The sequence below is a fragment of the Rhodonellum sp. genome (assembly GCF_030656585.1).
In the GTDB taxonomy this organism is placed as follows: domain Bacteria; phylum Bacteroidota; class Bacteroidia; order Cytophagales; family Cyclobacteriaceae; genus Rhodonellum; species Rhodonellum psychrophilum.
In genome coordinates, this window is record NZ_JAUSPP010000053.1 from 60,260 (window position 1) to 83,326 (window position 23,067).

General features: G+C 41.6%; 19 protein-coding genes. 8 read left to right on the forward strand and 11 right to left on the reverse strand.

What is annotated here, in order from left to right:
- From Q7J63_RS12965 to Q7J63_RS12995, 7 genes are all read right to left on the reverse strand, one after another.
- A complete protein-coding gene (locus tag Q7J63_RS12965; protein WP_304886700.1) occupies positions 1 to 1,209 on the reverse strand; it encodes a TolC family protein in 1,209 nt (402 codons plus the stop codon).
- Entirely contained in the window at positions 1,196 to 4,330 is a 3,135-nt protein-coding gene (locus tag Q7J63_RS12970; RefSeq protein ID WP_304886702.1) for an efflux RND transporter permease subunit, read from the reverse strand. Before Q7J63_RS12970 ends, Q7J63_RS12965 begins: the two co-directional genes overlap by 14 nt.
- 33 nt (positions 4,331 to 4,363) lie before the next feature.
- Positions 4,364 to 4,906, reverse strand: coding sequence for a YceI family protein (locus Q7J63_RS12975; protein ID WP_304886704.1), 543 nt, complete (start codon positions 4,904 to 4,906; stop codon positions 4,364 to 4,366).
- Between the two features lie 73 nt (positions 4,907 to 4,979).
- Positions 4,980 to 5,606, reverse strand: a complete 627-nt coding sequence (locus tag Q7J63_RS12980; protein ID WP_304886706.1) for a hypothetical protein — start codon at positions 5,604 to 5,606, stop codon at positions 4,980 to 4,982.
- A complete protein-coding gene (locus Q7J63_RS12985; RefSeq protein ID WP_304886708.1) occupies positions 5,603 to 6,025 on the reverse strand; it encodes a Rieske 2Fe-2S domain-containing protein in 423 nt (140 codons plus the stop codon). Before Q7J63_RS12985 ends, Q7J63_RS12980 begins: the two co-directional genes overlap by 4 nt.
- Before the next feature lie 91 nt (positions 6,026 to 6,116).
- A complete protein-coding gene (locus Q7J63_RS12990) occupies positions 6,117 to 7,487 on the reverse strand; it encodes an ATP-binding protein (protein ID WP_304886710.1) in 1,371 nt (456 codons plus the stop codon).
- Positions 7,484 to 8,152 carry a response regulator transcription factor gene (locus Q7J63_RS12995; protein WP_304886712.1) on the reverse strand — a complete coding sequence of 223 codons (669 nt, stop codon included), beginning with the start codon at positions 8,150 to 8,152 and terminating at the stop codon, positions 7,484 to 7,486. Before Q7J63_RS12995 ends, Q7J63_RS12990 begins: the two co-directional genes overlap by 4 nt.
- 1,431 nt (positions 8,153 to 9,583) lie before the next feature.
- On the opposite strand from Q7J63_RS12995, the gene Q7J63_RS13000 reads away from it, so the two are divergent.
- The gene (locus tag Q7J63_RS13000; RefSeq protein ID WP_304886714.1) at positions 9,584 to 10,231 is read left to right on the forward strand and encodes a peroxiredoxin; all 648 of its coding nucleotides are present in this window, start codon (positions 9,584 to 9,586) and stop codon (positions 10,229 to 10,231) included.
- Between the two features lie 49 nt (positions 10,232 to 10,280).
- On the opposite strand, the gene Q7J63_RS13005 is transcribed toward Q7J63_RS13000, so the two are convergent.
- Together Q7J63_RS13005 and Q7J63_RS13010 are read right to left on the reverse strand one after the other, a co-directional pair.
- Positions 10,281 to 10,928 (reverse strand): Crp/Fnr family transcriptional regulator, encoded by a 648-nt coding sequence (locus Q7J63_RS13005; RefSeq protein ID WP_304886716.1) that lies wholly within the window; start codon positions 10,926 to 10,928, stop codon positions 10,281 to 10,283.
- Between the two features lie 699 nt (positions 10,929 to 11,627).
- Positions 11,628 to 12,548 (reverse strand): AraC family transcriptional regulator, encoded by a 921-nt coding sequence (locus Q7J63_RS13010; protein WP_304886752.1) that lies wholly within the window; start codon positions 12,546 to 12,548, stop codon positions 11,628 to 11,630.
- 329 nt (positions 12,549 to 12,877) lie between these two features.
- Between Q7J63_RS13010 and Q7J63_RS13015 the strand changes: the two genes are divergently transcribed.
- Both Q7J63_RS13015 and Q7J63_RS13020 read left to right on the forward strand, forming a co-directional pair.
- Positions 12,878 to 14,404: an aldehyde dehydrogenase family protein gene (locus tag Q7J63_RS13015; protein ID WP_304886718.1), complete on the forward strand. Its 1,527-nt coding sequence runs from the start codon at positions 12,878 to 12,880 to the stop codon at positions 14,402 to 14,404.
- Between the two features lie 211 nt (positions 14,405 to 14,615).
- Positions 14,616 to 15,038, forward strand: coding sequence for a DUF779 domain-containing protein (locus tag Q7J63_RS13020; RefSeq protein WP_304886720.1), 423 nt, complete (start codon positions 14,616 to 14,618; stop codon positions 15,036 to 15,038).
- A gap of 12 nt (positions 15,039 to 15,050) precedes the next feature.
- Here the strand turns inward: Q7J63_RS13020 and Q7J63_RS13025 are convergent, their stop codons facing one another.
- A complete protein-coding gene (locus tag Q7J63_RS13025) occupies positions 15,051 to 15,281 on the reverse strand; it encodes a hypothetical protein (protein ID WP_304886722.1) in 231 nt (76 codons plus the stop codon).
- Positions 15,282 to 15,652: 371 nt separating this feature from the next.
- On the opposite strand from Q7J63_RS13025, the gene Q7J63_RS13030 reads away from it, so the two are divergent.
- Positions 15,653 to 16,078 (forward strand): nuclear transport factor 2 family protein, encoded by a 426-nt coding sequence (locus Q7J63_RS13030; protein ID WP_304886724.1) that lies wholly within the window; start codon positions 15,653 to 15,655, stop codon positions 16,076 to 16,078.
- Positions 16,079 to 16,209: 131 nt separating this feature from the next.
- On the opposite strand, the gene Q7J63_RS13035 is transcribed toward Q7J63_RS13030, so the two are convergent.
- Positions 16,210 to 17,295: a DUF4407 domain-containing protein gene (locus Q7J63_RS13035; RefSeq protein WP_304886726.1), complete on the reverse strand. Its 1,086-nt coding sequence runs from the start codon at positions 17,293 to 17,295 to the stop codon at positions 16,210 to 16,212.
- 281 nt (positions 17,296 to 17,576) lie between these two features.
- Between Q7J63_RS13035 and Q7J63_RS13040 the strand changes: the two genes are divergently transcribed.
- The 4 genes from Q7J63_RS13040 (at position 17,577) to Q7J63_RS13055 (ending at position 22,888) form a co-directional block, all read left to right on the forward strand.
- Positions 17,577 to 18,254, forward strand: coding sequence for a GDSL-type esterase/lipase family protein (locus tag Q7J63_RS13040; RefSeq protein ID WP_304886727.1), 678 nt, complete (start codon positions 17,577 to 17,579; stop codon positions 18,252 to 18,254).
- Between the two features lie 220 nt (positions 18,255 to 18,474).
- Complete coding sequence (locus Q7J63_RS13045; RefSeq protein ID WP_304886729.1) at positions 18,475 to 18,771, forward strand: thiamine-binding protein; 297 nt, start codon at positions 18,475 to 18,477, stop codon at positions 18,769 to 18,771.
- Between the two features lie 433 nt (positions 18,772 to 19,204).
- Positions 19,205 to 20,368 (forward strand): hypothetical protein, encoded by a 1,164-nt coding sequence (locus Q7J63_RS13050; protein WP_304886731.1) that lies wholly within the window; start codon positions 19,205 to 19,207, stop codon positions 20,366 to 20,368.
- Positions 20,369 to 20,371: 3 nt separating this feature from the next.
- A complete protein-coding gene (locus Q7J63_RS13055) occupies positions 20,372 to 22,888 on the forward strand; it encodes a hypothetical protein (protein ID WP_304886733.1) in 2,517 nt (838 codons plus the stop codon).
- The last annotated feature ends 179 nt before the right edge of the window (positions 22,889 to 23,067 follow it).

The following is a 23,067-nucleotide window of genomic DNA, read 5'->3' on the forward strand; positions in this document are numbered from 1 at the left end:
TTAGGGATTCATTAGATAATTAATTTCCAAAACTGTCATATTGTAGAGATTGAGATTTTGAAGGTAGCTGACTTGGATATTCCGAGAATTTTCAATCAACAAGACATACTGAAGAAAGTCTATTTCGCCATTTTTAAAGGCTTCACTGGCTTGCTTGATCAATTGATCACTCAATACTTTTCCCTCTTGTTCATAAAAATCAATGGCCTCCATGTATTTTTTCAACTCGATGGTGAGTTGTTCGGTGCGATTCTCTAATTGGAACACAAAGTTTTTATTGTCCAGCTGAGACTGCTCTTTGTCAGTCCTCGCAGATCCGATTTTGGCTTTTTGTGCACCAAACCAAAGTGGCAAAGAAACCCCAACCTGAAATCCTGGATACACTTTGGAATTTGCACCCGAATTGGTTCCCCTGAAAACTTCTGCGAAGAGATCCGGAAGCAGTTTGTGTTGTTCTAGACCAATGGCGTGTTCACTCATTTTTACGGCATTTTCATAGAAAACCACTCCCGGATGGGCATCGACATCGATGATTTCCACATTCAATTCCCGAAGTTGAATATCCCCAACCTGAACAAGACCATCCATTTGAATCCATTGTTCGAGGACCATATAGGCGTTTTTTTCGCTTTCAATTGCTTGGGCGAGCTGCACACCAATCTCTCTTTGCTTGCTTTGTGCAGTGATTTTTTCCAAGTAATTGGTTTCACCAAGTTCAAAGCGTCTACTGGAAGCTATCGAAAACTGCCTGTATAAACTGTCCAAATATTGGTAATTGGCCTGAAGATTTTTCCAATAAATGATGGAATAATATGCTTTGGAAACCTCCTTGACCACCTGGATTTTTGATATCTCATATTTTTGCTCCTGCATCCTAAATCGGTCTTGGTTTATTTTTTTCTGAAAAACATATACCGTTGGAAATTGAAGATTTTGACTGATGCCGAGGACGCTGTTGGAGAATCCGTTTTCGGCAATGTCGTTTTGGTCATGCCGGTAAAAAGCCTGTGTTTTTTCGATGTTAAAACCCGTTGGAATAAGTGCTCGGGAACTTTGGACCATTTTCTCTTGTGCCTTGAGCCCAATATTATTGGCTAGGGCAGCATCAATTGCTTGTTGGAGATCTATGGTCACACTTTGTCCAAAGGCATTCAATGAAAGGCCAACACTTATGACCAATACTCCTATTGTTAATTTATAGGTCTTCATTTTTTTCTTTTGTTTTAAAGAACATTGCATATAGAACCGGGAGGACAATAAGTGTGAGAAACGTAGCGGAAATCAATCCTCCCACTACCACTGTGGCCAAAGGACGCTGTACCTCCGCACCTGCAGAAGTTGAGATTGCCATAGGTAAAAACCCCATCGCAGCAGCAGAAGCTGTCAAAAGCACAGGCCTAAGTCGTTCTTTGGTGCCTTTGATAATCATCTTGAATAGATCGTGGTGGCCCTCACTGTAGAGTGTTTTGAAGTGCTCTATCAAAACAATCCCATTCAACACTGCAATCCCAAAAAGGGCAATGAAACCAACACCTGCCGAAATACTGAAGGGCATTCCCCTTAAAGACAACAAAAGGATGCCTCCCACGGCAGAGAATGGAATCGCGGTATAGATGATCAATGCATCACGTAAAGATGAAAAAGCAAAGTACAGGAGCGTAAAAATCAAGACCAGCGCAACTGGGACGGCCACCATCAGCCGGGCTTTTGCCAAATTCAAGTTTTCAAACTGACCCCCATAGTCAATGGTATACCCCTCTGGAAGAATGATGTTTGATTGAATGATTTGCTGGATATCGTTGACTACGGATTGCAAATCCCTATTCCTTACATTGACGCCAATCACGATTCTTCTTCTGGTGTTGTCCCGGGAAATTTTGGCCGGACCTTTATCCAGGTAGATTTCCGCGAATTCGCTTAGTGGCAAAAAAGTCCCGTCTGGTAAATTAACCGATGCTTGTTGGATATTTTCGATTTCCTTTCTGAAACCTTCTTCAAACCTAACCACAAGGTCAAACTGCTTTTCACCTTCGAAAACCATTCCTGCTGATTTCCCGGAAAAGCCCATCGTGACCAAGTCATTGAGCTGACTGATATTGACCCCATATTTTGCGATTTTATTTCTGTCATACTTAATTTTCATCTGGGGAAGTCCGGCGACTTTTTCCACGATCACATCTGCAGCCCCCTCCAATCCCTTGATTGCAGCTTCGATTTCCTTGGCTTTTAGGTTCAAAACTTCCAGATCCTCCCCAAAAACCTTGATGGCCAAATCGGCCCTGACACCTGTGATCAGCTCATTGAACCGCATCTCAATGGGTTGGGTAAATTCAAAATCCAGACCTGGAATGATCGAAAGTGCCTCTTTAAATGCATCCGCCAATTCGTCTTTTGAGGAAACAGTGACCCATTCAGAAGGTGGCTTCAAGGTGACGATGACATCACTTTCTTCCATGGACATGGGGTCTGTTGGGATTTCAGCAGCACCAATTCTGCTGACCACCTGGTCCACCTCCGGAAATTTTTTCAGGATTTGTTCTATCCTGGTGGTGGTGGCAATCGTTTGGCTTAAAGTCGTTCCAGTTTTCAACACCGGCTGGATTACAAAATCCCCTTCATCTAAAGTCGGAATAAATTCACCTCCCATTCTGGAAAAAACCCATCCGGAAATCACTAAAACACCAATGGCTGCACCCAAAACGATTTTTGTGTGCAGCAATGCCCATTTGATGGATGGCTCATAGAACCAGTTAATCCTGGCGATCAATCGGTTCGAAATATTTTTTTTGTTTGGATCAACGGGTTTGACAAACAGGGAGGAGATGACCGGTACATACGTCAATCCCAAAATCATGGTCCCCAAAAGCGCAAAACTAAAGACCTGTGCCATAGGCCTGAACATTTTGCCTTCCACACCAGAAAGCGTAAGGATGGGAATAAAAACGATGATGATAATGATCTGGCCAAAAATGGCTGAATGCATCATTTTCGAAGATCCCTCTACCGTCAATGCGTCGATGCGGTCTTTTCTTTGGCCCAACGGAAGCGCATTGATCTCCCTATGGTTCAAAGAAAGTTTATAGCTGATAAACTCCACAATAATGACTGCCCCATCTATAATAATCCCAAAATCAATCGCACCTAAACTCATCAGATTGGCATCCACTTTGAAAATGTACATCATGCCCAACGCAAAAAGCAGACTCAATGGAATCACCGAGGCAACCACCAAGCCGGAACGAAGATTTCCTAGCAGCAAGACCACCACAAAAACAACAATCAAACAGCCAAAGATGAGATTTTCGGCAATGGTAAAAGTTGTTTTCCCAATCAGCTCACTCCTGTCCAAAAATCCATTGATGATGATTCCCTCCGGAAGGGATTCCCGGATGCTTTCCAGCCTGGCTTTGACCAAGTCAATGGTGGCATTCGAATCGGCCCCTTTGAGCATCATGATTTGCCCAAGGACTTTTTCACCTTCCCCATTGGCTGTGATGGCGCCAAATCTGTTGGCATGCCCAAAACCCACCTTGGCAATATCTCCTACATAGATGGGCGATCCATCTCGATTGTCAACGACGATCTTTGAAATATCCTCCAGACTTTGGATCATGCCTTCGCCTCTGATGAAATAGGTTTCATTGGTTTTCTCTATATATCCCCCACCTGCAATGGAATTGTTTCCTTCAAGTGCGGAAAATACGGTACTCAAGTCCAGATTGAGTGCCCGTAACCGTTCGGGATTGATAGCAACCTCGTATTGTTTCAAAAATCCACCCCATGTATTGACCTCCACCACGCCAGGAATACCCGAAAGCTGCCTTTTAACTGTCCAATCCTGAATAGTCCTTAATTCAGTGAGCGTGTATTGATCTTTGAATTCCGGTTCAACATCAATGATATATTGATAGATTTCGCCCAATCCCGTGGATATAGGTCCCATAAAAGGTTTTCCAAAACCTGCCGGAATCTTTTCCTCTGCGCTTTTGATTTTTTCGGCAATCAATTGTCTGGGAAGATAGGTCCCGAGATTGTCGTCAAATACGATCGTGACCACAGACAAGCCGAACTTGGAAATGGATCTGATTTCCTTGACTCCCGGTAGGTTGGACATTTCAAGTTCTACCGGATAGGTAATGTACTTCTCCACATCCTCGGTGGCCAGGTTTCTGGAGGTCGTGATGATCTGGACCTGATTGTTGGTTATATCAGGAACAGCGCCTATTGGAATATGGCTCAGCGCGAAAAACCCAAAGAAAACCAAACCCGCTGTTAACAACAGGACAATAAGTTTGTTTTCCACACTCCATTGAATGATCTTGTTTAGCATTGAAAAATGGTTTTACCTGATTATATTGGTTTTTTACTTTAAATCGAAAGACAAATGAAATTTCATTTTTACCTGATCATCTGTTTTGATCATCATAAAACTTGGACGTTCGACCATAAATTCCTCGAGTGATACTGGAAATTCACCATCAACGCTTAGCTTTTTATTTTTTATTGTTTTGCTCGCCTCAAATGTCACAGGCTTTGCGATTCCATGGAAGATTAGATTACCATGAACAATCAATTCACCTTGGTGATCTGTGATTTCGGTACTGACGAACTGAACCTTAGGATATTTGATGGCTTCCAAAACTTCCAAGGAATGGGCATCACGGCTGGAATTTTGGCTGTCGAAATCTGCCACCCTTGCACTCACGGCGACTTTTTGAATCTTTCCTGTTGATTCATCATAAACAATAATACAATCCGGGACTGAATTGACCCCTGTCCAATCATGAAGAGAATGGTTAGCTGTGTAAGAAAGCGTGGATTCCTCTTTATTGGATTTCAGGTTAATATGGTCCTGCAAGGATAAAATCGCAGCAAATAAATAAGCAATCAGGAAGGCTGTTTTCATGGTTTTCTAATAAGAGCGTTTTTGAGAAATAATCAGTCGCTAGCTTTACCTGTCTTTATTTGAATTTGGAACCTCAAAAGGTCATGACAAACATGGCACCTGCAAAGGCTCCAAAGGCAGTAAATGCAGCTGCTCGGTGAACTGGAGCCCACTTGGGATCTTCTGCTTTTCCTGCCAAGACATTGGTAGCGATCATGGCTGTCAGGTGAACAGAGGCTAATATTTTATGTGCCTTGATGGAATTGAGCCCTTTGAATTGCTTATGGATCAAGGGAGGTGGAGAAAAAAGAGACAATCCCGCATCGGTAAAGTATCCGATGTTGACGGCTCCCGCCAAACCTTCATGAAGGCCTTTCATGTTTTCATGACCAGTATAGAGGCGCTGGCCCACAAAGCCTTGCGCGATCATCCCCACAAATGTGGCATAACCCAATACTTGATGGGAAATCAACATTGTTCTTCTGATCTTCAACTCTTTCACACGGTTGGCCTCTGTCAAAGGCATTATGCCTGTAACACGCAAAAGCCCTTTTTCACCCCAAAAAACCCGTTGGGTAAACATCATTTTATCAGGTAACAATGGTATTTTAACATTTTCCGATGTCGCTTCGAGTGACATCAACAGGCTGTCCATGTCTTGCGCATTGGCTTTTGAAACCAATCCAAAAATCACCACCCATAGAACTATAACCCTTTTCATAGAGAGGTAGAGAAAACCCTTAGGGTAGATCCCGAAAGTGCGGTATGGTAAACAGTCAGGTTTTTGCTCCCTTTGGCGTTTAAACCTCCTCCATTTATATCAAATCTAGCGTCGTGTGCAGTACAGTGGAAATTATTCCCTGCCTTATCATACACCACTTTCTTTTGCTGTTCATGGCTGCAAATCACAGTGGCTGCCACATATTCTCCTTGCATTGTCCTTGCCACAAGCACGTTACTGATAACCATAAAGCCACCGTTGCTCTGTAGGTTTGGTGATTGGTTGAGGTCCAGAGTAAAATCCACTGGGACTCCCGAAGGATCTGGTTCGGCCCCGCCCATACAGCTGCCCAAACATGTCACGGCCAAAGCAACTCCTGCCCCGGCGCCTAATCTTGAAAGGAATAATCTTCTGTCCATAACCTAGATTCATTTGTTGAATCAAATCTATGGACACTTTCCATCAGGAATTCTAAGGGAATTCTTAAGATTGACTTAAATAAAAAAATGATCAAAAAATTAGTTTGAATACAGTTCCGTGGTCTTTTATGCTCTGGACTTGAATCTCAATCTTCAGTTCTTGACAGAGTTTTCTGACGATCGCCAAACCAAGTCCAGTCCCAGGAATGGCTTGTTCCACCATGGATTTTTCCCGGAAGAAAGGGTCAAAAACCTTGTCAATATTGGCCGCCTCTATTCCCTGTCCTTTGTCTGAAACAGTTATAAATGGAGCTGAATTGTCCATTCCAATGGCTATGGTTATGGATTGGAAAGCATCTGAATATTTTAAGGCATTTTGGATCAGATTGGTGATGACCATTTCAAGTGATTTTTCACTGGAATGGACAAAAACGTCTTGGCCGGTTAAATTCTCAATGATCAGTCTTTGATTTCCTTTGTATCCCAGCTGGTTTTTGATCTCCTCCACAAAGGACGTCAACTCGATTTCTTCTTGATTGGTGCTGGCAACTTTCTCTGCTCGCGCCAGTGCGAGCAATTGATCGAGCATGATGGTCATTTTGTCAATGGATTGAAGACCCGTTCGAATTTTTGAAACATATTCTTCCTCTGTCCTGGGTTTTCTGATGGTTACTTCCAGCGTTCCCTTCAAAACTGCCAGCGGCGTCCTCAATTCATGGGAAGCATCAGAGGTGAACTGCTTTTCCCTTGAGATTGCCTGTTCCAATCTGGCCAGGAGACTGTTAATGGAAAGGGCAAGTTGGCCAATTTCATCGCGCACTACCGGCTGAGGAATCCTTTCATTCAAGTTGTTTTGGGTGATCTGATTCGCCTTGCCGATAATCTCCTTAATGGGTTGTATACTCTTTGCTGCCAGGTATTTCATCGTGAAATACAGAGAAAATAGAATCAATGGATAAAGGAAAAAAAGAATATTCCGTAGGTTGGTCAAAAGTCTCCTGGCATCCTCAAAGGAAGTGGCCACTAAAAGATACCCCTCCAGTTTACCCTTATTATTGAGAGGAATCTGCATCTGACGTACCTCTTGATCCCCCAATCGTAGATTTAATCCACCTCCTCTAAAATTGCCTTCGCTGTGGAAAAGGAGATGGTTGTCCTTCAAATTAGGAGACCGATCCATTGACTCTCCAACCAAACTGACGATTTCAACAAAAATTGGATTAAACTGGATTTCTTGGTGTTCCCTTTCCGCCCATTCGTTTTTATGGGAGAAGCGGATTTTATCATCTGCTAAAAAAATCTGGGCGGAATGTTCATCAGATTCTTGCCTCAGCTCATTGTCGATATTCTGAACCACAGTCCAGTTTACGACAAAATAAATAAGGCCAAAAACGATCAAGACAATCAAAGCCGTAACTGAAGTCAATCTCCAGGCAATCCGTTTTGTGTACGACAGTTTCATAACTCCTTGGCTAAATATCCAACTCCTCTGACAGTCTGGATATAATCCTCTTCTTTGTGTAGACCCAGTTTTTTTCGCAAGGAATTGATGAACACGTCAATCACTCCTGTATTGTACTCAAAATGGATATCCCAGACGCTTTCGATGATCCGGGTTCTCCTGCATACCTTTCCTTTGTTTCTGATCAAATATTCCAAAAGGGCAAATTCCTTCTGAGTCAAAAGGATTTCCTGATCTCCCTTGAAAACTTGATGCTTATCCGTGTGCAAGGTAATCGGCCCCAATGAAAATTTCTCATGCTCAACAGACTTCCCTCTTAATTGGACACGAATCCTCACCAACAATTCTTCGAAGTGAAAAGGCTTTTTGATATAGTCATTTGCTCCGGACTGCAGTCCAAATACCGTTTCATCCACGGTATCTTTGGCTGTCAGAAAAATGATAGGCGTCAAAGGGAATTCTTTTCTGAACTGGCGTGTGATTTCTATACCACTCATTCCCGGGAGCATCCAATCCAGCAACAACAGGTCATAGCTTCCCGACAATGCCATTTCAAGCCCTTTTTTGCCATTTTCCTCTATATCCACAGCAAATGCCTCCTCTTCCAATCCCTGTTTCAGGAAATTGGAAATCCCAGGCTCATCTTCTACCACCAAAATCCTCATCGTATCCCAAAGTCTAAATTTTTCATTTTATTCAATCAAAATACAAAACCCATCCATCAATCTTCTTTTTTTTAAAAGTACGGATAGCTTTCAGAAGATTTTTTGAATTTTGCCTATTCTTTTTTAACGCCAAGACCAATATCCCGATCACTCCACTAAAGGAAAATGTGGTTTCCCATCCTAAAGTCCAATTTTCGGAGGAATCCAAGATCCTCTTTGTAAGTAAGCCTATTTACCTCTTTGAAGGTCCTCTCCAAATCCAGCCATCAAATCAAAACACCCACAATGCTTCGAATTTCAAAGAAAGTCAAGGACTGGTTAGCCGTTACCGAATTATATCCCTGATCAATCTGAAACTGAGGGATAAACCCTAAAATGCAATCCTCAGATCAATGATTTAGAAACTCAATATCCAAAAAAAAGAATTTCCCATACAATTCAAACTTGATATTCCAACGATTCCTTATTCATCAAAATTGGTCTTTGGGATGAATATCCACTTAGATTTATTAGGGAAAGATTAAAAGCAAAAATAAACAGTCTATGATTTAAGCTTTCTTAACAGTTTCTTAATATTTCCTTAAAAAATCATCGAGTCTCAAACAATCTTGAACCAAATCAGGTTTCTTGCTTCGAATTTCGCCCTTTACCTTTTCAAATTTCGTGAGTTGTATAGAATCTAGTTACCTAGAAGCCATCAACGTTTAAAATTTGTGCGATTCAAAAAATAAGGTTCTTTATTAAACCGGTTTTTTATAAATACACAAAAAATTATAGATTATAGGGTTAATTTTTAGGAAAAAAAAAAGGAATCTCTGTAAAAGATTCCTTTATTGGGTTTAATTGTAACTGACTACAGCCATATAAACTTTGGTGTTTTTGAAACTTATAAATAAATTTCGCTACCATTATTTCCTAAACATAGCAAAAACATATTAAAACCCCATAATAACCATTGAAAATTTTTTCAGCTATTTTAAATAACAAGGAATAGTACGGCTAGTTGACTACATGGTAGTAGATCTTCTACCTCATCGCAAACTTATGTTTGAAGGCTCTTTTAGAACTTGTGAATTATTTAACCTGACGATAATACTCACCTTATGGATCTAAAATTACCATTCTTAAAATTATATTTTTAGATCTTTAACCTTTGTGTTTTTGTTTTAAAGGAGGCATCCACATCCTATTCCAATTATCCTTAAAGAATGAGTTTTACACTAACAAGCCCATTTCAATCATTTGATGTATATCCAGGTATTTCAAATTTTCGATTATGAATCCCATAAATCAAAGATGGCTTAAGAGAACAGGCTGCTCTATCGGTTATAGATTTTAACTATCAAAAAAATCATTCCATTGAGACCTGGGTCACATTCCATTCTCTTCAGACAAGCTAAATTTGAAGTATCAAGTTTAAAAAAAACAATCATGGAAGATCAAAACACAATAATATTGGCTAGAATCGGTGACACAGCTCCTGACTTTAAAGCGATGACTACGACAGGTCCAATGCAATTTTCAGAACATATCAAGGACAGTTGGACGATCCTATTTTCTCACCCCGCAGATTTCACTCCGGTATGTACCACAGAGATGACGGGTTTTGCCCTGAATCAAGATTTCTTTGACGAGAAAAACACCAAGCTGGTCGGCCTGAGCATTGACTCCATTCATTCCCACATCGCTTGGGTAAACAATGTAAAGAAAAATACAGGCGTCTTATTTGAGTTTCCAATCATTGCTGATATTGACATGAAGGTATCCAAACTTTATGGAATGCTGCAACCTGGAGAAAGTGAGACTGCTGCTGTGAGAGCGGTATTCTTCATCGATCCAAAAGGAAAAATCAGATTGGTCATGTACTACCCGCTTAATGTCGGTCGAAACATGGACGAAATCAAAAGATCCTTGATCGCGCTTCAGACTTCAGACAAGCACAAAGTGTCTTTACCACTCGACTGGAGAGAAGGCGATAAAGTGATTGTCTCCCCTCCCAAGACGGTCAAAGAAATGCTCGAAAGAGAGGCCAGTGATTATGAAATGGTGGATTTCTATCTCGCCAAAAAGGATTTGTAATCGATCTTGAGATATAAAAAAAGCTGCCTGATTGATCAGGCAGCTTTTTTTATTTTCCGAAATACTCAAGATAATTCCGGCCTATTCTGACCAGACCTTTCTGTTCCAGTTTCTTGAGCAGCCTACCGATTACTTCTCTGGAGGAATTCAATTCCTGTGCAATTTGCTGATGTGTGGTGTGAATGGTTGTAGAACCATTGGCTTTGATCGATTTTTTTAAATACACCAAAAGTCTCTCATCCATATTTTTGAAAGCTATCCCATCTACGACTTTGAGCAATTCTTCAAACCTATCCTGATAACTGTCCATTACAAAATAATACCAGGATTTATATTTTGGCATCCATTCATCAAGCTTGCTGATGGGAAGAACAATGACACGCGTGTCTTCCATCGGAATGGCTTTGATCTTCGAAAATCCTTCCCTCGCCGAACAGATCATGGTGATGGCGCAGGCTTCTCCCGGTTGCAAATAATAGAGAAGAATCTCATTGTCATCCTCATCCTCCCTAAACACCTTGACATTCCCTTCTACGATCAAGGGAATCTGCTCGACCTTTTGACCGATGTCCATCATCAATTCCCCCTCAGGAAAAAAGACGATTTCCCCATGCGCAAGGATCTCCTGTACTAAATCATCTGAAAAATGACCGAAATTTTTCTTTAACTGCAACTCAATTTCCTTGTGATTCTCCATTTTTTTTCCTCAAAAAAGTGATCTGTGTCACCTTCAACTGTTTTCCAATTCGTAATTTCAACCATTGCCAAAAGGAATAAATTTCAAATAGGGTCAAATTAGATGGAAAATTCTCCAGTTAAATGGTTTTTCTTGCTTTCACTCTCGCTCATGATCATTTTCAGAGTCGTTTCGAAACTCGATATCATGCCTGAAATCATCTCAGGATTCGACAGCAACAAAATCTTAAAAGTTATATTTCTAGGAGTTTTTATCTTCTTCACCTTTATCATTTACAGAAAATACTCCAAAAAAAAGAAGACAATGGAGTGAAATGAAAAAAATCAAGAATAAGGCCCTCATTTGCAATCATGTTTGGAATCTCTTTTCCCCTACCATCAAGACGGGGATGTTAACAAAGCAGAATCAGCCCGTGAAATCTGGACTGATAAAGATTGGCTGGGGCTGAATGGTGTCTTTTAAGGCAGCTTCATGGCGCACACTCTTTGTTTTACTCCTCTATTTTGAATCAAAAATTGGCTTGAAAACTGATTTTTCCTGATGGAATGTTGAATTTTGATTTTATTGAAAGTGGACAAAATCAAAAAAAGGTTTCTTTTGGACCTAAATAAAGATTTTGTGCCAAATTCAATAAAAATAGTTTTAGAGTAAGCGCAATATTCACCTTTGAAATTTTTTTCAGGTGTTTTATTTGTATGGCTATTTCCCCATACCCTGATATACCTTAGGCGTAAGCCCAAACTCATTCTTAAACGCCCTTATGAAATAGGTGATGTTGTTAAAGCCAGCCATAAAACAAACTTCCTGTATCTGAAAGGCGCCAATTTTAAGATATTGCTTGGCCATCTTTAACCTTTCCTTCAGGACATATTCCATAGGTGTCATGCCCAACTCGATTTTAAATATCCTCGAAAAATGAGCTTTACTCATGCAGGCTTTTTCGCTGAGCTGATCAAGGTTGATATTTTCCCTGATGTTGGACTTGATAAAATCAATGACATGGGCAAGTCGGTTGTTGGAAGAAAGCTGCTTGTAGGTTTTTTCGAGCATCTCCCTTGCTTGGGTCTGGGTCAGTCGGATCAGCAATTCCTTGAGGGCCAGTGAGGCAATCACATCCTTGTCCTTGGACCGCTCCTTCACCCCGATTTTGATAAAGCGATTGATGATTTCGGATAAATCCTGGGTATTGATCAGGTGAAAACAAGAAAGATCCAATCCCCAGTCCTCCGTGAGCATCTTGTCAGGAAATCGCTCATTCAAGAGATTAAAAGTGTTTTCGATCATTTCCTTGGAAATGGAAAGCGCAATGCATTGGGTGGGATTCTCCCAATTGGCCTCGGGAAAATCAATTTTCATCATTTCGTTTGGAGGCACGATTACGGATTCCCCCGGCAGGTAATCGAAAGCTGGCTTGTCGAAAAGCTGCATGACCTTTTTGCCTTTCAGCATGGTGGTCAACACCAAATCCCCAAAGACAAGGTTGACGTCTTTCGCCTCCTGATGGGTTTCAAAAATATTCAACTCGCAGGCATCCAGCGTGTAAGTGGTCCTGTTTTCCACCAGCGACCTTAAGTCCTTTTCGTTTCTCCAAGGCACTCCTGCAATAAAATTTTGCTGCATCATCGTTATTTTGGGTATTGCTAAAGATAGTAATTTCGTAGGATTTCAAAAAGCCCTCCACTCATTTACGGAAAAATGACCCCCTAGGCGAAAAATATTATTGTTTTGGCGATAAAAGCCGGAATCGGAAACGGAAATCAATCCTCCATTTTTTGCCTTGTCGAAAGAGAATTCAACCAAAGAATTTGACAGAATATCCGGAATTTTGGGCTTTTCGAAAACAATCTGTACTTGTAAATAGCAATTCAGGTGGATGGGATGATGGGATAAGTGGATTTTTTGAATTTATTTATTGGCAAATTTGATAAAATCCAAAATAAACAAAAATCATGACGACATTAACCTTATCTCAATCCAAGCCCGTCGAAAGGCCGGAGATCAAAGAAAAGTATGACCATTTTATAGGAGGAAAATGGGTAGCACCCACCTCGGGCGAGTATTTTGACAACATTTCCCCCATCGACGGGAAAGTATTTTCCAAGGCTGCCCGCGGCAACAAGCAAGACATCGAATTGGCACTTGATGCGGCGCACGCAGCATTTCCAACCTGGTCCAAGACCTCTGCCGCACAAAGGAGCAAATTGCTGAACAAAATCGCGGACATCATCGAGGAAAATCTGGAAATGCTCGCAAGAATCGAGACCATCGACAATGGCAAAGCACTCAGGGAAACCCGCGCTGCGGATTTGCCATTGGTAATCGATCACTTCAGGTATTTTGCAGGAGTGATCAGGGCTGATGAAAGCACTATTTCTGAGCACGACGAACATACGGTCAGTATCGCTTTGCACGAGCCTTTGGGTGTGGTAGGTCAGATCATCCCTTGGAATTTCCCCTTGCTGATGGCTACATGGAAAATGGCGCCGGCACTCGCGGCAGGTTGCTGCGCAATCGTAAAACCAGCAGAACAAACCCCAACCAGCATCATGGTGCTGATGGAGCTGATCGGTCATGTGCTCCCTCCGGGCGTATTGAACGTAGTTACAGGTTTTGGACCCGAGGCAGGTAAGCCATTGGCTTCCTCACCACGCATTGCCAAAGTATCCTTTACCGGAGAAACGACCACAGGTAGATTGATTATGCAATATGCTTCTGAAAACCTTATTCCAGTAACCATGGAACTGGGTGGGAAATCTCCAAACATCTTCATGAAGTCCGTTGCGGATGCCGATGATGAATTCTTCGACAAAGCAGTGGAAGGTGCCGTGATGTTTGCCCTCAACCAAGGTGAAATCTGTACCTGTCCTTCAAGGATTTTGGTCCACGAAGACATTTATGATGTGTTTATGGAAAGGGTAATCGCCAGAACCAAAGCCATCAAAATGGGTCATCCCCTAGCCGAAGACACCATGATGGGCGCCCAGGCATCCAATGATCAATATGAAAAAATCCTTTCCTATATCGATATTGGAAAACAAGAAGGCGCTGAAGTCCTTTGCGGTGGAGACAAAGCCGAATTGAACTCCGGTCTAGAAACAGGGTATTATATTCAACCTACCATTTTCAAAGGCCACAATAAAATGAGGGTCTTTCAGGAAGAAATCTTCGGTCCGGTAGTCTCCGTGACTACTTTCAAAACCACGGAAGAGGCAATCGCCATTGCCAATGACACCATGTATGGTCTGGGTGCCGGACTTTGGTCCAGAGATGCCCACGAACTCTATCAAGTACCGAGAGCGATCCAGGCAGGTCGTGTTTGGGTGAATTGCTACCACAATTACCCTGCACATGCACCTTTTGGCGGATACAAAAAATCAGGATTCGGAAGGGAAAACCACCTGATGATGCTGGGCCATTACCGTCAGACCAAGAACATGCTGATTTCCTATGACAAAAATAAATTAGGATTCTTTTAGAACATCCTTCAAAGGAGCCCTCGAAAATCGGGGGTTTCTTTGATTTTAAATGGACTTGAATGCAATATGAAGTATTTGGTCTTTTTTGAAAAAAACCTACTCCTGGTTTGATCAGGAATCGTTAATTTACTTCGCGTAAAGTCCGGAAAAATAATTTTGGCACGCGAATAAGATCCTCCAAAGGATCAAATAACAATAAACCCCTCTTGATATGTCACCTGACAAAAAAACCTTCATCCCCAGAGTATTGATCACCGAAGCCGCAATGGACATCATCGATACTTTGCGAAAACGCTTTGGCTCCGAACTCATGTTTCACCAAAGCGGCGGCTGTTGTGATGGTTCATCTCCCATGTGTTTCGAGAAAGGGGATTTTAAAGTCGGGGGAAGTGATATCTGGCTGGGTGATGTCTATGGATGCGACTTTTTCATGAACAGTGACCAATTTGAATACTGGAAACATACCGAACTGACTTTGGATGTAACACCTGGAAGGGGAAGCAGTTTTTCGATTGAGATCCCCATGGGAATCCGATTTATGATCCGATCCAGATTATTCAGCATGGAGGAACTGGAAAACCTAATTCCAACCAAAACTGGGGAGGAGGTTTTGGAGGAAGGTTTAATCAAATAAAATCGAAAAAACTCAGCTTACTTTATCATTGGTCTCTGCCCTTTTTTTGAATTTCCAGACATTGTAGAGCGCGAGCCCAACGGAAATGAACAATCTTGTCAACCAGACACGGGGATGCGTCACATAGCTAAGCCAAGTTTGGATATCGGTGCGCCTAAAGCCTACTTCGATCACGAAATCAACCAAGATGATTCCGAAGAAAATAAGCGCAGTATAAATAAGGACTTTTTTGAAGTATGTCATGGATTTCAGTAATTTTTCGGAAACAGCAATTGATTTTCATTCAATATTAGGACAAATCCGATTGAATTGGATGAAGAATCAGCATTATAATCCATTTGACCCGTTTTATGCATTGCCAATTAAATTCCAGCCTAAAATTTCCTGATGATCAGTCTTTGTTGATTGTTTTTGACTTCACCATCTTAATGCCACGGCTTATTCTCCAAACAGTCTGATTTCCTTGCATTTTCAATACTATTGGAATACCCAAAGCATATTTCGGGTTTAAATACAGGATTGGTTATTCTCCGGTAAATGAATAAGCTCCATTTTATTGGCTTATTCTCAAATTGGGCATCGATTCAAATTCTTTTATTCACTAATTTAAGGACATGAAAATTTCTTGCCTAGTGATCGTCCTTCTGCTTTCCACGCTGTTCTGCCATGCCCAGGAGAGCGATTCCGAGATATTGCAAATCGAAAAAACCATCCATCTCTACTTCGAAGGGATGATGGAAAGGGACAAAAGCAAATTGGAAGCGGCATTCGATCCATCGGCCAGATTGATCGGTTACAGGGGAGAGAATTTCACCGTAACCGATTTTGAGTCCTGGGCAAAAGGGACTGCCATCGGAAGTCCAAGAGCGCAGGAATTGTTTGAAAACAGGATCTTGGCGATCGAGATCAAAGGATATACAGCCATGGCCAAGACAGAACTTTTTTGGCCTGGAATCTACTATTTCGATTACCTGACCCTCATCAAAATCGATGAAAAATGGAAAATCGTCCACAAAACCTGGTACGAAGAAAAGAGATAGTCGACCAAAAGGGATGCTATGCCTTTGATTTTCGACTATTCAAATGTTGGGGGAAAAATTGAATTTTGAAACCGTCGACCATAAAACAGCCAATCAGCACAGTTTCAACACCCCTTTGTAGCAGCACTCCTTCAAGAAGTGCCAAAGCCTTGCTGGTTAAGGGTATTGGTTTTTTGGATTTTTAGCGCATTGGAAACCTGATGGGTTGCCCTGAAAACTTCAATGCGACCCTCACTTTTTTCGGTCAGCTTGATCGTTTCTTCCTTGGTGTAGACGGCAATATTCGCTTCATGGAGATCCAAAAGCTCGTCATAAGGCCCTCTTGGGGATATCAGTTTCACGAAAATCGGCGCGGTTTCTACTGCGATAAAGAGCAAAATGATGAAAATATTGGCTTGGTTCATGGCCTGACTTTCCTCTGTAAGTTGATGCAAAGCATCGATTCTGGCAGCCATGCCATCAAACCCCGCTATACCGGGTTGTTGTTTTTCGAATTCCGCCTGTCTTAAAGCCATGAAATTTCTGATTTCTCCCTCAAGCAAATCAATTCTTGCTTGGTGAGCAATGCTGATTTCATCCAAGCTTTTCTGGGCAGCATCCAGCTGTTCCTCTTTCTTTTTGGCGTTGGTACCAAGTCCCACTATTCCACTGGTACCATCGGTTTTGGTGCCAAATCTTTCTTGGTCATACTGTTGCTGAAGCAAATCCCTGAATCCTCTCGCCTGGAGAATTTCCGATTTCAGGGTATCTATTTTGGTTTCCAGCTCCGTGATTTCGGTGAAGCCTGCTTTCAGATCCTCCTTGCTTTTGACAATGAAAGCAGTCTTTTTTTCGTCCAGCTTCCTGTTGATTTCCCTTTCAAAGATCTTCAATTCCAGTGGTTTAGAGATCACCACCGCAAGCAAAACGGCAAAAACCAATCTGGGAATGGCCATTTTCCATTCTGCCCAAGCCTTGCCTCGCTTTCGCATGCTGGAGACGATAAACCTGTCCAGATTAAATATCATCAATCCCCACAACAAGCCAAAGGAAATTGCAGGGGCAAGGGATTGAAAAATGGTGTAGAGGGCATATCCAGCAGACAAAGCCGCCAAGATACCGGTGAACAATACCGTTCCCCCTATCCCCATGTATTTTTGGGTTTCAGTGGGAGCTTTTTTGAGTAGGGACGCATGTACGCCACTGCAAAAAACCAAGAATCGGGAAATAACTTGCATTGGCGCTGAAGGATATGAATGAATGTTTTTACTCCTCAAAAAACGAGCAATAATTTATGAAATTATCATGCTTGGGGATTTGAAAAAAAATAGTGGGACCAAAACAAGCATCTCAGGTTCAGAAAGGTGATTTTGGGATTCAAAGATTGAAAAATTCAATCAAAAGAAAACCACAAGTCAATTTTTCTCCCACAGAATATCTTCAAAAACGGTCAATAACTGTTCAATTTTGGGCATTTGTCCAATATCCACTATCTTGTACATTCAAAAAGCATATTCGGATGTCCAATTTAAAATTCAATATTCAGGGGTTATTTTTTGTTCTGGCTTTATCCCTCTTCCATTTCCAGCCAGCTGATGCACAAGTGGTTTTTCCTTTCCAGGAAGAAGTCGCCTCCCTTGTCGAGAAACACCAGGAGAGCGATTTGCAAAAGGGTGGAATTGTCTTTACCGGCAGTTCAAGCATCCGGATGTGGAAAGAATTGGACAAGCATTTTCCCGAAGCAAAAATAATCAACACCGGATTCGGCGGCTCAGAAACTGAGGACCTGCTTCGGTATCTGGAAGAATTGGTGTTGGAGTTTGAACCTGAAAAAATCTTCATTTACGAAGGAGACAACGATGTCAATGCCGGCAAATCCACTTCAGAAATCATGGGGGATTTCGAATCCTTAACTACTAAAATCCTTGAAAAACTTCCCAATGCAAACCTGTATTTGATCGGGGCAAAACCAAGCCCTTCCAGATGGCATTTGAAAAATCAATATCTGGCATTCAACACGGCCTTGAAGAATTACGCAGAATCAAATCCTGCATTTACTTTTATTGATACCTGGACGGTCATGTTGGATGAAAACGGGGATCCTAAGGCGGAATTGTTCATTAAAGACAACCTCCACATGAATGAAAAAGGGTACGAAATATGGCAAAGGGTTTTTGAACCGCACATTTTACTTTAAACTCGTTTTATGCAAGACCAACTCAATTCACTATTGTAATTGACAGAAAATCAATTCGTTTTGACTATGAATGACTCCATCTTATTGGTGTTATAAATTATTGTCCCAAGTACCTGATTTTCTTTCAGTTTTCCGTCCCATTTGGAAACCCATTTCATATTAGGGGTTAAGACGACTTTCTTTTTATTGAATTTGAATCAAATCCTAAAAAACAAAAAATATGAACACGATCAATCTAGGCATCCAAATCATCCCCAAAAGCAAAACATTGGACAGCTATGCGCTTGTGGACAAAGCCATCGAAGTCATTCAAGCATCTGGGGTAAAACATGTGGTCACTCCATTTGAAACCGTCATGGAAGGTCCACAAGACGCTTTGTTGGAGATTGCACAAAGGGCCCAAGAAGCTGTCTTGGCTGCTGGTGCAGATGAAGTCCTGGTATATTACCGCATGCAAATCAGAAAAAATGCCGATGTATACATTGATGATAAAATCGGCAAGTACAGATCAAAATAATGTGTTCTCCCCCTGATTTTAAACAAAAATAAAATTTCTTAGTCTATTTTTTATGTATTATATGATTTAACCTGAAATATGCGTTGGGTTTCGCAATAGCGCTTGAAACCACAAAAAAACCAGACTATTTGGATTATAAGGACAAAGTATAGAACCGATAGGGTTTAGTACAAAGAGCTGACTGAATACTGGGTAATTTCAGGTTGGGATTTAATTGGTAATGCATAAAACGGGTTAAATCCGGAAACATTGAAATTTATTATTCAAGGAAATCCGGATAATTTCATGCATTTGGCCTTTATAACGAATGTTTTTACGTATAACTATAAATAGGTTGAATTCTCTTTAGTACTTATTATTCGATTTTCTTCCAGTTTTCAGTATTCTCACAAGAATTGGTTTTCATCAAGTCTATTCTCAAAATCAAATCATTATGAATAAAATCTTTACACTCACGCTGATTGTGTTTTTCGGTGCCGCAAGTGCTTTTGCCCAAATCAAACATGTCAACTTCGACGTTGTCGGCAACACCGTAAATGATGGGAATCCCATGCCTGCCGAAGAACCTTTTTACATTAAAGGCACTTTACCGCAGGGAATTGAATTTGTCAAAGTCAAGGTCTTTGAGTCTGGAAAAAGCCCCTCGAAAGCCGATGAATATTCTTGGAAAACAGCCTTTGAATTCAAAGTGAACCAATATGAACTGTTTGTTTCTAAACCCCTTAAAAGCAACGATTCTTATGATCTGGAGTTTCAATATTTCCAGAAAGCCGATGAAGCCCAAATGGAAAGCGTAAAGTCAGCCGTGAACATGAATCTTGCTTCTTACATCCGATCAAGTTTTGAGGTGACCGGAAGTGGGATCAAATCCTTTCGTTCCGATCAAGTCATGATTACGCAAATGAATCAAATCCTGAAAGACGCATTGGAAGATTACCGTCATTTTCTTGGAAGAGATTTCAGTGGATTCAGTGACTTGGTCAGACAAAAACTTGCCCAAAAAGACAAAATGAAACTCCGAAGAGCCAAATTCAATATTCTCGGAAAAAACAAAGAAGACAATTCCAAAGCGGTCTATGCAGAACAATATTTGGAGGAACTCGTGGAAACTGTCACCGCTGAAGCCGACCAATATTTGGCAAAAAGCCTGATGGCTTTGGTGGATGTCAGAACGATCACCAATTATCCCACGGAAAAAAAGCCTGGTACTTTACCCATCAATTTTGGTTACGGGGCATTCGCCATCAAACGATCCCTTGCAGATACCGAGTATTTCAATGGGCCCTATTTGGGACTTTCCTTTCCTTTGGGAAATAAGGTTTTTCAGAAGTTTTTGGGCAATGCATCCTTCTCCACAGGGGTGTTCCTAAATAATTTCAACTCTAGTCAAGGTGACCGAATCACGGGTCCTTTGGTCAATTTACCCATCCATGCAGGTTTGGGCTATAAAATGTTCAGGGTTTTGAGATTGAATGCGGGCGCAGTTCTTTTGAATTTTGAAGAAGCCGACACCAAATTGAAAACAAATTATATCCAACCTTATGTAGGTGTCAGCCTCGAGATCAACCTTTGGATGGGTTTAAATGACAGGAGGTAAAGGATGAAAAAACTAATCTTCTTTCTTTCTTTCACCATTTTGTTTCTCCCGATTCTCTCCTCTGCCCAGCAAAAGGATTATGAATGGAGAATCGGAGTCAGCGGTGGATACACCAACTATTATGGCGACTTAAGCCCATATAAAGTCCAAGGACTCTCCAATTGGAATGCCATCAAGCAATTGCTTTATTTCAACGACAACTATTTCGATCAGTATTCATTCAAGATTTCCATAGAAAAACAGCTGAGCCCAACGATCGGGTTGATGTTCAGCTATGGGCAATATGAATTTTCGATGAGTGATCGCTATGTGAAACGGGATGGCGCTTTATTGGGAACAAACCGGAATTTTGACAGGGCGCTCAACTTTCAAAACCAAAGCAGGGACATGGGTTTGGCTTTTGTTTTCAAGACAGACAATGACCGGCTATTGCCTGCGACTTCATTGCTCGCGCCCTATTTCACATTGGGATTTGGACTGGTCGATTTCGAAGTCAGTGGGGATCTTTTGGACGGTGATGGCAATCGGTATGATTATGCTTCAGGAAACGTGGTCAATGATGGGATTTATGAGACCAATCTTTATGCGCTGAAAACCGAATCGGACAAGGGCTATGATTTGGGTGCTTTCTACACCAATCTTGGGCTGGGAATCCGCTTGAGATTAGGGCCTAGGGTAGAGTTGTTTGCACAAAGTGATTTCATCTACACCTTTTCCGATCACCTGGATGATGTCAGCGGAAACTACAGGACCGAATACGAAAATGATTTTCAGGCATACGCAGCCAAACCGGGCACGAACATCGTCGATCCAGCCAACCCACTCAGAGGGGATGGGAAAAGCGGGAATGACTGGATCATCTACCACGGCCTGGGATTGAAATTCAATTTTGGATCCAACAAAAAATCCTACAAGGCACCAAGGCTCAGCACAGTTTATCCGGATTACGATCCTGTGATAAAGGAAATTCCCTTGGCACAAATCCCAACACCGGAGCCCGACACCCTTAAACCACTCCCGACCGGGAACAATTATACCTATTATACCAATATCCAACTGGTAGATCCGGCCAGAATGGACAGCCTGATTTATAAAACGCAAATGCTTACTTGGGACCAGCAGATCACTGCCAGAAAATCCCAAATCCTATCCGGCAAAATGGAGGAAAATAAGCTTCAGCAGATTCAATCCAAAATCCAAGAACAATACGAATTGCTAAAAGCCGACACTTTATTAAGGCAAAATGAAAGGGATAGTTTGGTCAAGGCTTCAGAAAATATCCTTTTTGATCTGCGTTATTCTCTGGATAGTTTAGGGAAATCAGACCGTGGCTTTCAGTTGGAGATTGACAGTATCACGGAATTGAAAAAAAATTTCCGGGTTGTTGGAAGTCCTGGCCTATCGGATTCAAGAATGGATAGCTTATTCAATTGGAGCACTTCTGTTGACACTTTATTTCGTCTTCCAGTCACTAAAAAAACCTCTGACATTTCCGGATCAAAATTAGTCGAAATTCAAAAGACCGAAGAAGGCGCAGAGCCTACAAAAGAAGCGGGCATTGTCAGCAAGGAAAATACTTTGGTCTATGAAGAAGGGAGAATATTCAAGCAATCCGATTCAGAAACCGGCCTTAGGACAAATACCGATTTTCAGAACAGAATAGATGCCTTGGAACGTGAAACCCGAAGGCTTCAGTCTGAAAGGGACAGTCTCCGTGCGTTGCCAAGAGAGACCATTTACCTCAACAATACCTACAGGGATGTTTCCAGAGCCGATAGATCCCAACAAAGGACTCCTCTCCAAACCAGCGTTGGGGTACAAGCTGACGAAGATTTGGTAAGACGTGAACGCGGCCAAAGAAAGTGGTGGCTCCTTGGCGGTCTTTTTGGTGGTGCGGTAGCCACCAAAGCTTTGACAAAAGATCCCACACCAGATCAAGTTGCAGTTCCGGATAGCTTGTCTGTGGGGAAAATAAAACTGGACAGTGTTTCAGGCGATTTGTTACCTCCCTTGGAATATGATTCGGTGAATAAGATGCCTTTCGCACCGAAAATGATCATCGAGGACAGTCTGTCAAGGATTTCCGAACCTTCCTTCAAAAGCGCATTTTCGGATGTTGATGTTCGGGCACCCCAAGTGATTCGTGATACTGTGTTTTTGGATGCTGACCCCAAAATCACGCTTTTAAAATCAAAGGTGGAAGTATTCTTCAAAAGCAATCAAAAAGTGCCTGATGAAGACCAAATCATAAAATTGGCGCCCTTGGTTGATTTTGTCAAAGACAATCCGGAGTATTCCTTGTCCCTTACAGGATTTGCAGACAATACCGGGAACTTGGCATACAATCTCAAATTGATTCAAACTAGGATAAATTCGGTTTTGGTTTTTCTGCTGGATCAATATGGCTTAGGGGAAAATCAAATTCAGACCGAAATCGGTGGTCAAGTGGTCCGAAGCCCAAACCGAAGTGCAAATGACAATGACAGGAAAGTTGAAGTGCGTGTGGTTTTGAAGGATTGAACCCGAAATATGTATTCCGTTTTCAAATGGGATCGAAACTGCAAGAAAATCAGACCATTTGGAGAATAAGGTCCGGTCCCGAAAATGGCGAAGTCAAACACCGCACGAAAATGATTTATTAATAATCAATTTCAGGCTGGAATGGAATTGGAAGTGCATAAAACGGGTTGGAAAAAACA

Bases quoted from the DNA above. Each gene is read 5' to 3' on its own strand.
- Q7J63_RS12980 (WP_304886706.1), bottom strand. From the start codon at position 5,606: ATGAAAAGGGTTATAGTTCTATGGGTGGTGATTTTTGGATTGGTTTCA.
- Q7J63_RS13045 (WP_304886729.1), top strand. From the start codon at position 18,475: ATGAACACGATCAATCTAGGCATCCAAATCATCCCCAAAAGCAAAACA.
- Q7J63_RS12970 (WP_304886702.1), bottom strand. From the start codon at position 4,330: ATGCTAAACAAGATCATTCAATGGAGTGTGGAAAACAAACTTATTGTC.
- Q7J63_RS13005 (WP_304886716.1), bottom strand. From the start codon at position 10,928: ATGGAGAATCACAAGGAAATTGAGTTGCAGTTAAAGAAAAATTTCGGT.
- Q7J63_RS13025 (WP_304886722.1), bottom strand. From the start codon at position 15,281: ATGACATACTTCAAAAAAGTCCTTATTTATACTGCGCTTATTTTCTTC.
- Q7J63_RS12965 (WP_304886700.1), bottom strand. From the start codon at position 1,209: ATGAAGACCTATAAATTAACAATAGGAGTATTGGTCATAAGTGTTGGC.
- Q7J63_RS12975 (WP_304886704.1), bottom strand. From the start codon at position 4,906: ATGAAAACAGCCTTCCTGATTGCTTATTTATTTGCTGCGATTTTATCC.
- Q7J63_RS13050 (WP_304886731.1), top strand. From the start codon at position 19,205: ATGAATAAAATCTTTACACTCACGCTGATTGTGTTTTTCGGTGCCGCA.
- Q7J63_RS13035 (WP_304886726.1), bottom strand. From the start codon at position 17,295: ATGCAAGTTATTTCCCGATTCTTGGTTTTTTGCAGTGGCGTACATGCG.
- Q7J63_RS13030 (WP_304886724.1), top strand. From the start codon at position 15,653: ATGAAAATTTCTTGCCTAGTGATCGTCCTTCTGCTTTCCACGCTGTTC.
- Q7J63_RS12985 (WP_304886708.1), bottom strand. From the start codon at position 6,025: ATGGACAGAAGATTATTCCTTTCAAGATTAGGCGCCGGGGCAGGAGTT.
- Q7J63_RS13020 (WP_304886720.1), top strand. From the start codon at position 14,616: ATGTCACCTGACAAAAAAACCTTCATCCCCAGAGTATTGATCACCGAA.
- Q7J63_RS13010 (WP_304886752.1), bottom strand. From the start codon at position 12,548: ATGCAGCAAAATTTTATTGCAGGAGTGCCTTGGAGAAACGAAAAGGAC.
- Q7J63_RS12995 (WP_304886712.1), bottom strand. From the start codon at position 8,152: ATGAGGATTTTGGTGGTAGAAGATGAGCCTGGGATTTCCAATTTCCTG.
- Q7J63_RS13015 (WP_304886718.1), top strand. From the start codon at position 12,878: ATGACGACATTAACCTTATCTCAATCCAAGCCCGTCGAAAGGCCGGAG.
- Q7J63_RS13000 (WP_304886714.1), top strand. From the start codon at position 9,584: ATGGAAGATCAAAACACAATAATATTGGCTAGAATCGGTGACACAGCT.
- Q7J63_RS13040 (WP_304886727.1), top strand. From the start codon at position 17,577: ATGTCCAATTTAAAATTCAATATTCAGGGGTTATTTTTTGTTCTGGCT.
- Q7J63_RS12990 (WP_304886710.1), bottom strand. From the start codon at position 7,487: ATGAAACTGTCGTACACAAAACGGATTGCCTGGAGATTGACTTCAGTT.
- Q7J63_RS13055 (WP_304886733.1), top strand. From the start codon at position 20,372: ATGAAAAAACTAATCTTCTTTCTTTCTTTCACCATTTTGTTTCTCCCG.